This is a genomic window from Pleomorphomonas diazotrophica, assembly GCF_002844595.1.
In the GTDB taxonomy this organism is placed as follows: domain Bacteria; phylum Pseudomonadota; class Alphaproteobacteria; order Rhizobiales; family Pleomorphomonadaceae; genus Pleomorphomonas; species Pleomorphomonas diazotrophica.
On record NZ_PJNW01000002.1, the window covers coordinates 80,936 to 94,962 of the forward strand.

The following is a 14,027-nucleotide window of genomic DNA, read 5'->3' on the forward strand; positions in this document are numbered from 1 at the left end:
CCCACGCCAGCGAGTTTCAAGTCAGGATCTGTGCTCGCGCTAAAGCCCCTTGATCCGCTCCAGCCAGGCGTCCTCGTCGATCACCTCGATGCCGAGTTCTGACGCCTTGGCGAGCTTCGAGCCTGCACCGGGACCGGCCACCACCAGATCCGTCTTCTTCGACACCGAGCCCGCCACCTTGGCGCCGAGCCTTTCGGCGGTGGCCTTGGCCTCGTCGCGCGTCATCTTCTCCAGCGAGCCGGTGAAGACCACCGTCTTGCCGGCCACCGGGCTATTGGTGGTCACCGGCGCCTCGGCGTCGAGCGGGGCGATTTCCTCAAGCAACGCGTCGATGGCGGCGCGGTTGTGGTCCTCGCCGAAGAAGTCGGTCAGCGCCTCGATCACCACGGCGCCAACGCCGTCGATGGCGTCGAGTTCGGCCAGCGTCTCCGGATCGCGGGCCGAGGTCTTCTTCATGGCGTCGTAGAAATGATCCCACGAGCCATAGGCGCGGGCGAGCAGCTTGGCGTTACCCTCGCCGATATGGCGGATGCCAAGGCCGAAGATCAGGCGGTGCAGGTCGATCCGCCGGCGCGCCTCGATGCTCTCGAAGAGGTTCCTCACCGAGGTCGCGCCGAAGCCGGGGAAGTTGGAGAGCCGGTTGAGGCCGGTAGCCTCGCGCTTGGCGAGGGTGAAGATGTCGACCGGCGTGCGGATGGCGAGGTGTTCATCTTCCAGCGCATGGAAGAACTCGATCTGCTTGTCGCCGAGGCCTTCGATGTCGAACGCATGGCGCGAGACGAAGTGCTTCAGGCTTTCCACCTGCTGAGCCGGGCAGATCAGGCCGCCGGTGCAGCGGCGCACCGCGTCGATCTTGCCGGTCTTCTCGTTGATCTCGCGGGTGGCGTGGCTGCCGCAGCGCGGGCAGAGGGTTGGGAAGACATAGGGCGCGGCGTCATCGGGACGCTTCTCGATCAGCACGTCGACCACCTGCGGGATGACGTCGCCGGCCCGTTGCACAACCACCGTGTCTCCGATGCGGATGTCGCGGCCGTCGCGCAGCGGCAGGCCGTCCTGGCCGATGCCCTTGATGTAGTCCTCGTTGTGCAGCGTGGCGTTGGAGACGACGACGCCGCCCACCGTCACCGGCTCCAGCTTGGCGACCGGCGTCAGTGCGCCGGTGCGGCCGACCTGGATCTCGATGGCCTTGACGGTGGTCGAGGCGCGCTCGGCGGGGAACTTGTGGGCGGTGGCCCAGCGCGGCGAGCGCGAGCGGAAGCCGAGCCGCTCCTGCAGCGCGAGGCTGTCCACCTTGTAGACCACGCCGTCGATGTCATAGCCGAGATCGGCGCGTTGGCTCTCGATCAGCCGATAGTGGGCCAGCAGTTCCTCTTCCGAATGGCATCGCACCATCAGCGGGTTGACGGGAAAGCCCCAGTCGGCAAAGCGCATCACCGTGTCATATTGGGTGCGGGCGAGCGGTTCGGAGAGATCGCCCCAGGCATAGGCGAAGAAGCTGAGCGGCCGGCCGGCCGTCACCTTGGGGTCGAGCTGGCGCAGCGAGCCGGCGGCGGCGTTGCGCGGGTTGGCGAACAGGCGGCCGCTCTCGTTCATCATCCGCTCGTTGAGGGCGGCGAAGTCGGCCTTCTTCATGTAGACCTCGCCGCGCACCTCGACGACATCGGGGGCGTCGGCCGGCAGCTCGTTGGGAATCTCGGCGATGGTTCGGATGTTGGCGGTGACGTTCTCGCCGGTGGTGCCGTCGCCGCGCGTCGCCGCCGTGACGAGGCGGCGGTCCACGTAGCGCAGGGACATGGAGAGGCCGTCGATCTTCGGCTCGGCGGTAAACACCGGCGTGTCGGTGGTGCCGAGGAAGCTCCTCACCTGGCGGACGAAATCGTGGAGGTCGGCCTCGCTGAACAGGTTGTCGAGCGACAGCATCGGCCTGACGTGACGGACCTCGGAGAACACTTCGGAGACGGGGGCACCGACCGTGAGCGACGGCGAATCGGAGCGGACGAGCTCGGGAAAGCGCGCCTCGATCTCGCGATTGCGGCCGCGCAACGCGTCATAGGCGGCGTCGGAAATCTCCGGCGCGTCCTTGGCGTGATAGAGCTCGTCGTGATGGGCGATTTCGGCGGCAAGGCGCTGGAGTTCGGCGGCGGCCTCGTCCTGGGTGAGGTCTTCGACGGGAATGGAGTTGGTTTCGGCCGACATCGCGCGTCTCTCGTTGAGGCTCGTTCTGAGGCTTGGTTAGACCGTAAGCCTCGGTGCCGTGCAAGATCTCAGAGGGCGGCGACAGCCGTCGTCACCGTCAGCGTGCCGGCGAAGGCGGCGAGCACGGCGGCGGTGGCCCGGTTGAGGGCGCCCGTGCCGACGTAGCGTCGACCGAGGCGGCCGATGACGAGGCCGGCAAGGCCCCAGACCACCGTCGCAAGAACAATGGATGCGGCTGTTCCCAGAAGCAGGACCGGCGGCGGCGGGCCGGGCGGCAGGATGGCGAAGGCCAGCACCAGCGCCTTGGGATTGATCAGCGTGATGACGAACACCCGGCGCGTCGGCACCGCCGTTCCGGCCGCTGGATCTGAGTGCCAGATTTTCACCGCCGAGAAGAGGAGCGCCACGGACGCCAGGAGCTTCAGAAGGGGAGCGGCGGCCGGTGCCGCCTCGACGAGCGTGCCAACGCCCACGCCGAGCAGCGCCAGTGCGATGCCATACGCGACGAGGACCGCGCCCACCACGCCAGGCAGCCGGCCGGCTCCGCCCGTCGCCGTGGCCGCGGCGACCAATGCGTTGGTTGGTCCGGGCAGCAGCAAGAGCAGCAAGGCGGCGGACAGCGTTGCGGCGAGGGTCATGACGGTTCACGGGTAACTCTGAAAAGATCACCCCGAATAGCATATTTAGGGCTCGCGAAAAGTGGTGGTCGCTGGCTTGGGAATGGTGAACTATGTCTTAATCCCCGTTTCCCAGCGGCCTTCCGATTTGCTAAGTCTTCGGTGAGGGGTGACGGCGCGGTGGTGCGAAGCTTGCACGGCGACGCGATGGTCTGAAGGGGCGGCGGCGCGGCGGGGCAGAGCGCCGCCATCGTCTCAAGATGGGTACACGGGAGCCAAGACGCTGAATTCGCTGTATTTCGGTATCGGATTCACGGTCATCCTGGCGCTCCTCGTGGCGCTGGTCGGGCCGCTGTTTGTCGATTGGACGGCCTATCGGGCCGCTTTCGAGACGGAAGCGGCGCATGTTCTGGGACATAAGGTGTCCGTTCGCGGGACGGCCGACGCCAATCTCCTGCCTTACCCTTCTCTGTCCTTTTCCGACGTGGTGATCGGCGACGACCCCAATGCGCCGCTGATGACCGTCGGCCGCTTCAACATGGAAATCGAGCTGTTTCCGCTGTTGTCGGGTGAGATCCACGTCACCGAGATGCAGGTGGTCCAGCCGCAGCTCAACGTTCGCGTCGACGAGAACGGTGCTTACGAGTGGATGTCTTCGGAAGAAGGCATAGGCATCAATCCCAGCCGGGTCATGCTGTCGGGCGTCGACATCGAGGACGGCCGCCTCGTCATCGCCGACGCGCGCCACAGCCAGCCGGTGGTGGTGGATGGCATCAAGGCCCGGCTCGACGCGCCGGCCCTGGCCGGTCCCTACAAGATGGAGGGCACGGCGCGGGTCGGCGGCGACACCTTGACCATCAAGGCGGCGACCGGCGCCGCCGACGGCAGTGGCGCCTTCGCGCTGAAAGCCAACGTGCGCTCGGCCGTTCATCCTGTGGCGGCGAGCTTCGACGGCCAGCTCAAGATCGCCAACCATCGTCCGACCTGGGCCGGCAAGGCAAGGCTCGATCGGGTGATCGCCAAGGAAGACCAGGCGACCTTGCCCTGGTCGCTCACCGCCGATCTCGACGTGTCCAACCGAGCGGTGCTGGCCAAGACGCTGGAGTTCCGCTACGGCGCCGAAGAGCGGCCGTTCACCATCTCCGGCGCCGCGACGCTCGACCTCGCGGCGGTGCCGAGTTTCGAGGCGGTGCTGTCGGCCCGCCAGATCGACCTCGACCGCACGCTGGGCGCCGGGCCGGACAAGCCCGTCTCGTTGGACGGCGCACTCACTGCCTTCGGCGCGGCCATCGCCGGCCTGCCGGTGCCGAGCGTGCCCGGCCGCATCGGCTTCGACATTCCCGGCGTGGTGGTCGGCGGCAGCATCATCGCCGATCTGCGGGCGGACCTCGTCACCGCCAACTCCGGCTGGACTATCGACACGCTGGAGGCGACGCTGCCGGGCAAGTCGTCCTTCACGGCACGCGGCCGGCTCGCCATCGCGCCGACCATCGGTTTCGACGGTGACGTGACGCTCGCCTCAGACCAGCCGGCGACGCTGATCGCCTGGTGGGCGCCCGCCGGGCCGAAGGTCGGGCTCGATCCCTTCCGCATCTCGGCCAAGGTGGCCGCCTCGGCGGACGGGCTGCGGCTCGACGAGGTCGACGCCCGCCTCGACGAGGGGCGGGTCAGCGGTTCGCTCGATTTCGCGCCCGGTGCGGCCGGCCGCAAGCCGCGCCTGACGCTGGCGCTCGACGCCGATCAACTGAGGCTCACCGACGTCCAGACGGTGGCCGGTCTTGCGACGGGGCAGGGCGCCGGCGCCGACATGGTGATCAAGGCGGCCGTCGGCACGCTGATCGCCGGCGACGCACGCGCCGAGGGCTTCGACGTGTCGGCATCGCTGGTCGATGCGACGCTGGATGTCGACCGCCTGTTCGTCCGCTCGCTGTCGGGCGCCCGCGTCACGGCGGCCGGCACCATTCGCGACGTGACGACGACGCCCGACGGCTCGATCCAGATGCGCGTTTCGGCGGAGAAGCTCGATGGCCTCGCCGATCTCGTCCGCGCCCTTTCGCCTAATGCGCCGGTGGCTGGTTTTCTGCGCGACGCCGCCCCGCATCTCGGGCCGGCGAGCGTCGAGGGCACCGTGCTCGCCAAGGCGTCGGGCGAGGGCACCGACATCAAGGTGGAGCTGAACGGGTCGGCCGCCGCCACCGATATCCGCGGCGAACTGGCTTTCAAGGGCCGCATCGACGCCTGGGATGCCGCCGACATTTCCACCGACATCAGCCTGACCGGTCCCGACGGCGCCGAACTGATGCGCCAGTTCGGCCTTGAAGTGCCCGAGGTCGGCAAGCCCGGCGCCGGCAGCCTGACGCTGTCGGCCATGGGCAAGTCGAAGGACGGCCTCGCGGTGGTGCTGCGCGGCGCCATGGGGCCGACGGACGTGACGCTCAACGGTTCGGCGACGCTCACGCGCGGCGCCGCGCCCAGCGCCGAGCTCGATCTCGACCTGAAATCGCCGGATGTCGGCTCACTGCTGGTGCTCTCCGGCAACATCGTCCAGGGCGTCATGGCCTCGACGCCGGCCGACGTGGCGGCCCACCTGTCGATCGGTAACCGCAAGGTCCTGGTCAACCGCATCGAGGGCAAGCTCGCCGAGGTGCCGACCGTCGGCGACATCACCGTCGACTTCGCCCCGGCGGTGCCGCGGGTGACCGGCGCGCTCTCCTTCGACGAGGGAACGCTGGCCGGCCTCGGCGAGGCCGTTCTCGGCCCGGCATCCCTTGACTTTCCGATCGTCCAGAGCCGCAATCCCTGGCCGGAGGCGCCGTTCGGCGCGGCGCTGATCGACGGCTTCGACACCGATCTGGCGCTGAAGTTCGGCCGGCTCGACATCGAGGGCGGACTGGTGGCCAAGGGCGTGGCGCTGTCGATTGCCAGCTCCGCCTCGGGTACGGGGATCGACGGCATCGAGGCGACGCTGGCCGGCGGCAAGCTCTCCGGCGACCTGATGATCAAGCGCGACCTCGACGGCACGGCCGGCGTGTCCGGCACCCTGCGCCTCGACGGCGCGGCGGCCGAGGAACTGTCGTGGCAGCGCGACGGTCGGCCGCTGGTCACCGGCGCCTTCAACATCGACGCCCAGGTCAACGCCACCGGGCGGACGCTGGCCGGCTGGATGTCGTCGCTGACAGGCGGTGGCAGCTTCTCGCTCCGGAGCGGCCGGCTCGCCCACATGACGACGCGCGCCTTCGGTCAGGTGATCCGGCTGGCCGACGCCGGCAAGGAACTCAGCGAGGACCGCATCCGGCAGGCCTTCACCGACAATGTCGACATGGGTGATCTCGCCTTCGACCGGCTCGATGCCGCCTTCACGCTGGCCGGTGGCACGCTTCGGGCACCCAACATCGTGGTGACGGCGAAAGACGGCGCCACCTCGGGCTCGGCGACAGTGGATCTCGGCCGCCTCAGCGTCGACAGCGAGTGGCAGCTGTCGCTCGATGCGGGCGACGCGGCTGCCGCCGGCGGCGTGCCGCAGGTGTCGGTGCTGTTCAAGGGGCCGGTCGCCGACCCGTCCCGGCGCATCGACGTTACCGCCTTCGCATCCTATCTCGGCATCCGCGCCCTCGAGAAGGAGACGCAGCGGGTGCTGACCATGCAGGCCGACATTCTCGAACGCGAGCTGCTGTCGCGGCAGGTGCTGCGCGACCGCGAGGCGCTTGAGCGCCGCAACCAACTGATGCTGGAGGCGCGCGAGCGAGCGGCTGCGGCGGCGCTGGCCGAGAAGGCCAAGGCGGCGGCGATCCTGGCTGCCCAGAAGGCACGGGCGGAGAAGGCGGCGGGCGACCCGCTCGATGCCATCGGCAAGATCCTGGAAAACGGCGCGGCGCCGGCGGAGCCGGGCACCAAGCTCAAGGAGCTGCCGCGGTCCGACGTCGGCCTGCCGCCCGGCGGCGTGACGGGGAGCGCGCCATGAGCCCGTCGTCCGACCGCCCCGGCCGTCATCGTCGCCCCAAGCCGACCACCCGCGCCGCCACGCCCGAGGATATCGAGGTGATCGCCGGCTTCGTCCGGTCGCTCGCCGCCTACGAGAACCTCTCCGAGAAGATGGTGGCGACGCCGGAGGATTATGCGGCCGCCTTCTTCGGCGACAATCCGCGCGTCTTCTGCGAACTTGGCTTCATCGGCGACAAGCCGGCCGGCATCGCCGTCTGGTTCTATTCCTTCTCGACCTTCCTCGGCCGCCACGGGCTCTATCTCGAAGACATCTTCGTCGACCCGGCGGCGCGCGGGCAGGGCGTCGGCAAGGCGCTGCTGGCCCGGCTGGCCCGGCGCTGCGTCGATGAGGGGCTCGGGCGCTTCGAGTGGACGGTGCTCGACTGGAACAAGTCGGCCATCGGCTTCTATGCCGCGATGGGCGCGCCGCTCAACGATGCCTGGGTGCCGGTGCGCATGACGCGGGAAGCCATCGAGAAACTGGCGAAGGAGTGCCCGTGACCGAGCCGTTCCTCGACATCGTCGTTGCCATGGCGGAGAACGGCATCATCGGCCGCGACGGCGACATGCCCTGGCACCTGTCGACCGATCTCAAGCATTTCAAGGCGCTGACGCTCGGCCGCCCGATGGTGATGGGACGCAAGACCTTCGAGGCGATCGGCAAGCCGCTGCCCGGGCGCGAGACCTTAGTGGTGTCGCGCGATCCGGCCTTCGCGCCGGATGGCGTCACGGTGCTTTCCGATCTCGACGCGGCGCTTGAAGCGGCAAGGGCGAGCGCCGTGGCGAAGGGCGTTCCGTCCTTCGTGGTGGCCGGTGGCGGCGTTCTCTATGCGGCGACGATTGAGCGCGCCGACCGTCTCTTCGTCACCCGCGTCGCCGCCGCGCCGGAAGGCGACACCCGATTCCCGCCGATCGACCCGGCGCGGTGGGAGCTCACGGCCAGCGAGCCTATGGTGCGCGGGCCGCGCGACAGCGCCGACGCCACCTTCGAGACCTGGACCCGGCGCCGCTGAGCTGCCGCGAAAGAATCGCTGGCGGACGGTTGATCGGCAGGGCTTCGCACCCCAAATGGCGTTTGATCTGTATGCGCATTGATGACAGGGGGCTGGCCTCCTATGATCGCCGCACCAGACAAGCCGGAGCGTTTCCCGGTCGGGCGATATTGCTCGGTCGATCAGGAAGCGCTCCAGATTTTTGCATTCGGAGGAAGGGACCCATATGCCCTGGAGCAATCAGAGTGGTGGCGGCGGCTGGAAAGGCGGCGGCAATGGACCGTGGGGGCAGCCGCCCCGTGGGCCGCAGGGCGGCGGAGGCAACGAGCCCCCCGACCTTGAGGAACTGCTCCGACGCGGACAGGACAAGATCCGCCGGCTTCTTCCCGGCGGTGGCGGTGGGCGCCCCGGATCGGGCGAGCCCACTGGTTTCCTGACGGCGCTGCCGCTGATCGCCGTGGCAGCCGTCGGCTTCTGGCTCTATCAGAGCATCTACGTCGTCCAGCCGGACGAGGTCGGCGTCGAGCTGTTCTTCGGCAAGGTGAAGCCGGAGCTCAACGAGCCGGGCATTCACTTCGCCTTCTGGCCGATCGAGCAGGTTGAAACGCCGGCCGTCCGCACGGAAAACCAGGAAGTGATGGGTGGGGGCGCATCGACGGGCGCCGATTCCATCATGCTCTCGGGCGACCAGAATCTGGTCAGCGTCGAGTTCTCGGTGCTGTGGAAGATCGAAGACCCCATCAAGTATCTGTTCCGGGTCGCCGACCAGCGTGAGCTGGTGCGCAAGGTGTCGGAATCGGTGATGCGTGAGGTGGTTGGCCGCACCCGTGCCGACGAGTTCCGCACCACCGGCCGCGAAGCTGCCCAGACGGCGGTGCGCGACCGCGTGCAGCAGACGCTCAACGCCTACGATGCGGGCGTGTCGATCACTGCCGTCAACGTCACCCGTGCCGACCCGCCACTCGAAGTGCAGGACGCCTTCGGCGAGGTGCAGCGCGCCCAGCAGGACCAGGACAAGTTCAAGCAGGACGCCCAGGCCTATGCCAACAAGCGGCTCGGCGAGGCGCGCGGCGAGGCGTCGCAGATCCGCGAGGCGGCGCTCGGCTATCGCGATCAGGTGATCGCCGAGGCGACCGGTGGCGCCCAGCGCTTCACCTCGGTCTACCAGCAATACATCAAGGCGCCCGACATCACGCGTGAGCGCATCTACCTCGAAACCATGGAGGGCGTGCTCTCCAAGACCAACAAGGTGCTGCTCGACAGCGGTTCGACGCAGGGCGTTCTGCCCTACCTGCCGCTGCCGGAAGTCGGGCGCCCGACGACCCCCTCGAGCACGGGAGCCGCCCAGTGATGCGCACGATCGCCTTGCCCTTCGTCCTGATCGTCGTCGCGGTTCTCGCGCTGGTGGTCTATTCGTCGACCTTCATCGTAACCGAACGCGATCAGGCCATCCAGCTGCGCTTCGGCGAGATCCAGAGGGTGATCACCGAGCCCGGCATCTATTTCAAGCTGCCGACCAACATGGTGGACAGCGTCCAGATCGTCGACAAGCGTCTCAACACCATCGAGATCGACAACAATGTCGTGCAGGTTCGCGACAGCCGCCAGTATGTGGTGGATGCCTTCGCCGCCTTCCGCATCGTCGATGTCCGGGCCTTCCGCGAAAGCGTGACCGGCAACATGGCGCTCGCCGAGACGCGGCTGACGACCCGGCTCGATTCGGCGTTGCGCCGCGTCTACGGCACGCGTTCCTTCGGCGACGCGCTGTCCGAAGAGCGTGGTGCCATGATGCGCGAAGTGGCCGACTTCGTCCGCCCGGAGGCGGCCAATCTCGGCTTCGACATCGTCGAACTCAGGATCCGCCGCACCGAGCTGCCGAACAACGTGCTCGAGCAGACCTATGACCGCATGCGTTCGGAGCGTCTCGCCGAGGCGGCCGAACTCAGGGCCGAGGGCACGCAGGAAGCGGCGCGCATTCGCGCCGAGGCCGACCGTCAGGCGACGGTGCTCCTGGCCGAGGCGCGGCGAGACGCCGACATCCTGCACGGCGAGGGCGATGCCGAACGCAACCGCATCTTCGCTGAAGCCTATGGCGCCGACCCGAGCTTCTTCGAGTTCTACCGCTCGATGCAGGCCTATGCGTCGTCGCTGGCCAGCGGCACGACCATGCTGCTGCGGCCGGACTCGGAGTTCTTCCGCTTCTTCGGCGGGCCGTCGGGCGCTGCGCCCGCGGCGTCGACTCCGGCCGCTCCGACCGCGCCGTGAGGTCGTCTTGAACGACTTCCTGGTTGCCATCGGTCTGATGGCCGTCATCGAGGGGCTGCTCTACGCGGCAGCCCCTTCATTGATGCGCAAGGGGCTTCGTCAAATGCTCGCGGCGTCCGACTTCTGGCTCCGAACCGGCGGTGTCGCCGCGATGGCGGTGGGTGTCGCCCTTGTCTGGGCCGTGCGGGGCGGGTGATCCTCTCCCAAGTGGCTTCCGGGTGGGGTTTGTCTCCATCCGGGAAACAGATTATGACTTCGCCGAATGCTTGGAGCGCCGGTCGATCGGGTTGATCCAACCTGGTCGGCCGGCGGCTCTGCTGAGAATGCGACAAGTGCGCGGTCGCCGGATCGCGCCGTTCGGGAACAGTGGGCCGTCGGCCTTTGTTTTCCGGCTCACGTTATCTGGCGTCCCGTTTCCAAAAGGACGCCCCAGGGGAGGAAGACCGGCTATGGTCTCATGGAACAGGACAGTGCCGGGCGTCGGAGGACGACGCGGACCCGGTCTTGCGGCACTGACGCTGGCGGCAACGCTCGCCCTTGCGGGCGTCGGACCGACCGCCGCCGAGCAGGGGCCGGATTCGGTGGCCGACCTCGCCGAGAAGCTCATCGGCGCGGTCGTGAACATTTCCACCACCCAGACGGTGGCCGAAACGCGGCAGGTGCCGCTGCCGCAGGTGCCGGAGGGTTCACCCTTCCAGGACTTCTTCGACGAGTTCTTCGACAAGAAGGGCGGCGGCAACGGCGACGGCATGGGCGAAGGCGGCGGGGACGAGGGCGGCTCCGATGAGGGCGGCTCAGGCGAGGGCGGCGACCCGCGCAAGGTGCAGTCGCTCGGTTCGGGCTTCGTGATCGATGCCACGGGCATCATCATCACCAACAACCACGTGATCGAGGATGCCGACGAGATCATCGCCAACTTCTCCGACGGCACCAAGCTGAAGGCGGAACTGGTCGGCCATGACGCCAAGACCGACCTCGCGGTGCTGCGCGTCAAGCCGGACAAGCCGCTCACCGCCGTCAGCTTCGGCGACAGCGAGCACATGCGCGTCGGCGACTGGGTGATGGCGATCGGCAATCCGTTCGGCCTTGGCGGCACGGTGACCACCGGCATCATCTCGGCCCGCAACCGCGACATCAACTCCGGTCCCTACGACAACTACATCCAGACCGACGCCGCCATCAATCGCGGCAACTCGGGCGGCCCGCTGTTCAACGAGAAGGGCGAGGTGATCGGCATCAACACCGCCATCATCTCGCCGTCCGGCGGTTCGATCGGCATCGGCTTCGCCATTCCCTCGGAGATCGCCGTCGGCGTCGTCGACCAGTTGCGCCAGTTCGGCGAGACCCATCGCGGCTGGCTCGGCGTCAACATCCAGGAAGTGACCGACGACCTGGCCGAGAGCCTGGGCATCGCCAGCCCGCAGGGCGCGCTGGTGGCCGGCGTCACCGAGGGCGGACCGGCGGCGGTGGCCAAGGTCGAGCCGGGTGACGTCATCGTTGCCTTCGACGGGCACGCCATCAAGACCATGCGCGAGCTGCCGCGCCTCGTCGCCAACACGGCGGTGGGCAAGGAAGTGTCGATCACGCTGATCCGCAAGGGCAAGGAACTGACGCTTCCCGTCAAGCTTGGCCGTCTTGAGGAGGGCGAAAAGGTCGCCGAGGCGCAGGGCGAGGAGCCCGCTGCCGAGCCGCCGAAGGACGAAACCAAGATCCTTGGCCTGACGCTCGGCGCACTCGATGACGCCGCCCGCGAGAAGTACAAGCTCAACGCCGAGGTTCGCGGCGTGGTGATCACCGGCGTGGAGCCCACAAGCACGGCGGCCGAAAAGGGCATCGCGGCCGGCGATCTCATCGTCGAGGTGGCGCAGGAAGAGGTGCTGACGCCCGAGGACGTCGCCAAGACCGTGGAGAAGCAGAAGACGATGGGCCGCAAGTCGGTGCTGTTGCTCGTCTCCAACGCCGGTGGCGACCTGCGCTTCGTCGCGGTGAAGATCAACTGACGGTCAATACCGTTCGGAAAGAGATGCGGCCGGTTCCCGAGGGGACCGGCCGTTTTCGTTGGAAAAGGGGAAGCGGCCGTCAGTCGGTCGGGCGGCGTATCAGGGCGATGTCGATGTTGCGCTCGGGGTAGAAGTCGGTCGCGGTGATCTCGAAGGTGGTCGGGCCGGTCTTCTTGACGCCGTCGCCACAGAAGGACACCAGCGTGTCCGGGTCGCCCTTGTCGACCGTCAGATGGAAGCGGCCGATGGTGCCGCCCCAGTTGGCGCCGGTGGTGAGCACGTAGGAAATCCAGCTCTGCTGCAGATAGCCGTCCTCGGCCCGCGTGGCGTCGAGGCGCTTGGCGACCGCCCGGACGAAGCCGTCGTCGAAGCAGAAGCGCTGCTTCTCGCGCTCGAAGTTCTCGCCGGAGAATGGAGCGTTCTCGTCGGGCCCGACGAAGTTGAGCCCTGCGGTGGCGCCGACGCTCGGCGTATAGCGATGGGCGACCTTGAGGTCGCGGCCGGCCGGGAAGGTGGTGCGCCACCAATAGGTGGTCTTGAGCTTCCACACCGGCACGTATTCCGTTTTCCAGCCCTTGCCGTCGTCATACTCCATGGGAATGACGATGCCGCGCTCGATCCAGTCGGTGATCAACTCCTTCGGGAGGGCGGCGAGGGCCTCGGCGGTAGCGACGCCGAACGGTAGCAGGGGGACGTCGTGCTCGACGAGCAGATCGGTGACGTCGACATCGACGGCAAAGGCGTGGCGATCGATCTCCGTTTTGACCGGTTCACCGTCGACGGTCACCGAGAAGTTCATGAAGTTGTTGGCGTCCGGATTGGGAACCGAGATCATGAAGTCGCCGCTGCCCTCGATGTCCGGCATGGGGAAGGCAACCACGGTGGTGCGATCACGGTCGCCACTGTTGTGGAAGACGTAATCGACGCGCACTTCCTTCGGCGAAATGTAGAGGTCCTCGCTCTGCATCTGGACGTTTTCGGCATAGACGAAGGTCAGCCCGCCGGCCGCCAGTTCCGCCATTGTGTCGTTGGCGTGAGCCAGCACCGGCATCCCTGTCAGTGCGGCGGCAATCCCGACGGCAGGCAGCGTCTTCATACGGCGACCTCGGCCTTGATGTGCGGGTGCGGATCATAGCCCTCTATGGCGACATGCTCGAATCGGAAATCCCGCACGTCATTTATCCCTTCGGCGAGCGTCAGCCGGGGCAGGGCGCGCGGCGCGCGGGTGAGCTGCAGCCGGGCTTGATCGAGGTGATTGCGGTAGAGATGGGCGTCGCCGAGCGTGTGCACGAAATCGCCCGGCTCGAGACCGGTCGCCCGCGCCATCATGGCGGTGAGCAGCGCATAGGACGCGATATTGAAGGGCACGCCGAGAAAGACGTCGGCCGAGCGCTGGTACATCTGGCAGGAGAGGCGGCCGTTCGCGACATAGAATTGAATGAGTAGGTGGCAGGGCGGCAGCGCCATCTTCGGCACGTCGGCCGGATTCCAGGCGGTGACGATCAGGCGCCGCGAGTCGGGATTGCGGCGGATCATATCTTGCACCTGGGCGATCTGATCGATGGTGCCGCCGTCCGGCGTCGGCCAGGAGCGCCACTGGTGGCCATAGATCGGGCCGAGGTTGCCGCGCTCGTCGGCCCATTCGTCCCAGATGGAAACGCCATTGTCCTTCAGGTACTTGATGTTGGTGTCGCCCTGAAGGAACCAGATCAGCTCATGGACGATCGACTTGATGTGCAACTTCTTGGTGGTCAGAAGCGGAAAGCCGTCGGCGAGATTGAAGCGCATCTGATGGCCGAACACCGACAGCGTGCCGGTGCCGGTACGGTCCTCCTTGGAGGCGCCGGTATCGAGGATGAGCTTCAGGAGGTCGAGATATTGCTGCATGACGGTCCGCTTGCTGGCGTGGGGCGAGAGAGATTAGCCGGAGTCGGGCAGCGAGTCAGCCGCCCCGAGTCGGTTGCAGGCTCCGATCT

The 14,027-nt window shown here is 67.5% G+C and carries 11 protein-coding genes; 7 read left to right on the plus strand and 4 right to left on the minus strand.

Annotated features, from left to right (window positions below; all coding sequences use genetic code 11):
* Nucleotides 1-39: 39 nt before the first annotated feature.
* Together ligA and CXZ10_RS01355 are read right to left on the minus strand one after the other, a co-directional pair.
* Nucleotides 40-2,196, minus strand: a complete 2,157-nt coding sequence (ligA, locus tag CXZ10_RS01350; RefSeq protein WP_101287161.1) for an NAD-dependent DNA ligase LigA — start codon at nt 2,194-2,196, stop codon at nt 40-42.
* A 68-nt stretch (nt 2,197-2,264) separates the two neighbouring features.
* Nucleotides 2,265-2,834, minus strand: a complete 570-nt coding sequence (locus CXZ10_RS01355; RefSeq protein WP_101287162.1) for a hypothetical protein — start codon at nt 2,832-2,834, stop codon at nt 2,265-2,267.
* Between the two features lie 148 nt (nt 2,835-2,982).
* Here CXZ10_RS01355 and CXZ10_RS01360 point away from each other — a divergent pair, with 148 nt between their 5' ends.
* From CXZ10_RS01360 to CXZ10_RS01390, 7 genes are all read left to right on the plus strand, one after another.
* Entirely contained in the window at nt 2,983-6,774 is a 3,792-nt protein-coding gene (locus CXZ10_RS01360) for an AsmA family protein (protein ID WP_101287163.1), read from the plus strand.
* The gene (locus CXZ10_RS01365) at nt 6,771-7,295 is read left to right on the plus strand and encodes a GNAT family N-acetyltransferase (RefSeq protein WP_101287164.1); all 525 of its coding nucleotides are present in this window, start codon (nt 6,771-6,773) and stop codon (nt 7,293-7,295) included. The genes CXZ10_RS01360 and CXZ10_RS01365 overlap by 4 nt, the downstream gene beginning before the upstream one ends.
* Nucleotides 7,292-7,807 (plus strand): dihydrofolate reductase, encoded by a 516-nt coding sequence (locus CXZ10_RS01370; RefSeq protein WP_101287165.1) that lies wholly within the window; start codon nt 7,292-7,294, stop codon nt 7,805-7,807. The genes CXZ10_RS01365 and CXZ10_RS01370 overlap by 4 nt, the downstream gene beginning before the upstream one ends.
* Nucleotides 7,808-8,012: 205 nt before the next feature.
* Nucleotides 8,013-9,137, plus strand: a complete 1,125-nt coding sequence (hflK, locus tag CXZ10_RS01375) for an FtsH protease activity modulator HflK (protein ID WP_101287166.1) — start codon at nt 8,013-8,015, stop codon at nt 9,135-9,137.
* Nucleotides 9,137-10,051, plus strand: a complete 915-nt coding sequence (gene hflC, locus CXZ10_RS01380) for a protease modulator HflC (protein WP_101287167.1) — start codon at nt 9,137-9,139, stop codon at nt 10,049-10,051. Before hflK ends, hflC begins: the two co-directional genes overlap by 1 nt.
* 7 nt (nt 10,052-10,058) lie before the next feature.
* Complete coding sequence (locus CXZ10_RS01385) at nt 10,059-10,247, plus strand: DUF2065 domain-containing protein (protein ID WP_101287168.1); 189 nt, start codon at nt 10,059-10,061, stop codon at nt 10,245-10,247.
* Between the two features lie 253 nt (nt 10,248-10,500).
* Complete coding sequence (locus tag CXZ10_RS01390; RefSeq protein WP_101287169.1) at nt 10,501-12,051, plus strand: Do family serine endopeptidase; 1,551 nt, start codon at nt 10,501-10,503, stop codon at nt 12,049-12,051.
* Between the two features lie 79 nt (nt 12,052-12,130).
* Here the strand turns inward: CXZ10_RS01390 and CXZ10_RS01395 are convergent, their stop codons facing one another.
* Together CXZ10_RS01395 and CXZ10_RS01400 are read right to left on the minus strand one after the other, a co-directional pair.
* Nucleotides 12,131-13,147 (minus strand): DUF4424 domain-containing protein, encoded by a 1,017-nt coding sequence (locus CXZ10_RS01395; RefSeq protein ID WP_101287170.1) that lies wholly within the window; start codon nt 13,145-13,147, stop codon nt 12,131-12,133.
* Nucleotides 13,144-13,938: a thymidylate synthase gene (locus tag CXZ10_RS01400; protein WP_101287171.1), complete on the minus strand. Its 795-nt coding sequence runs from the start codon at nt 13,936-13,938 to the stop codon at nt 13,144-13,146. The genes CXZ10_RS01395 and CXZ10_RS01400 overlap by 4 nt, the downstream gene beginning before the upstream one ends.
* Between the last annotated feature and the right edge of the window lie 89 nt (nt 13,939-14,027).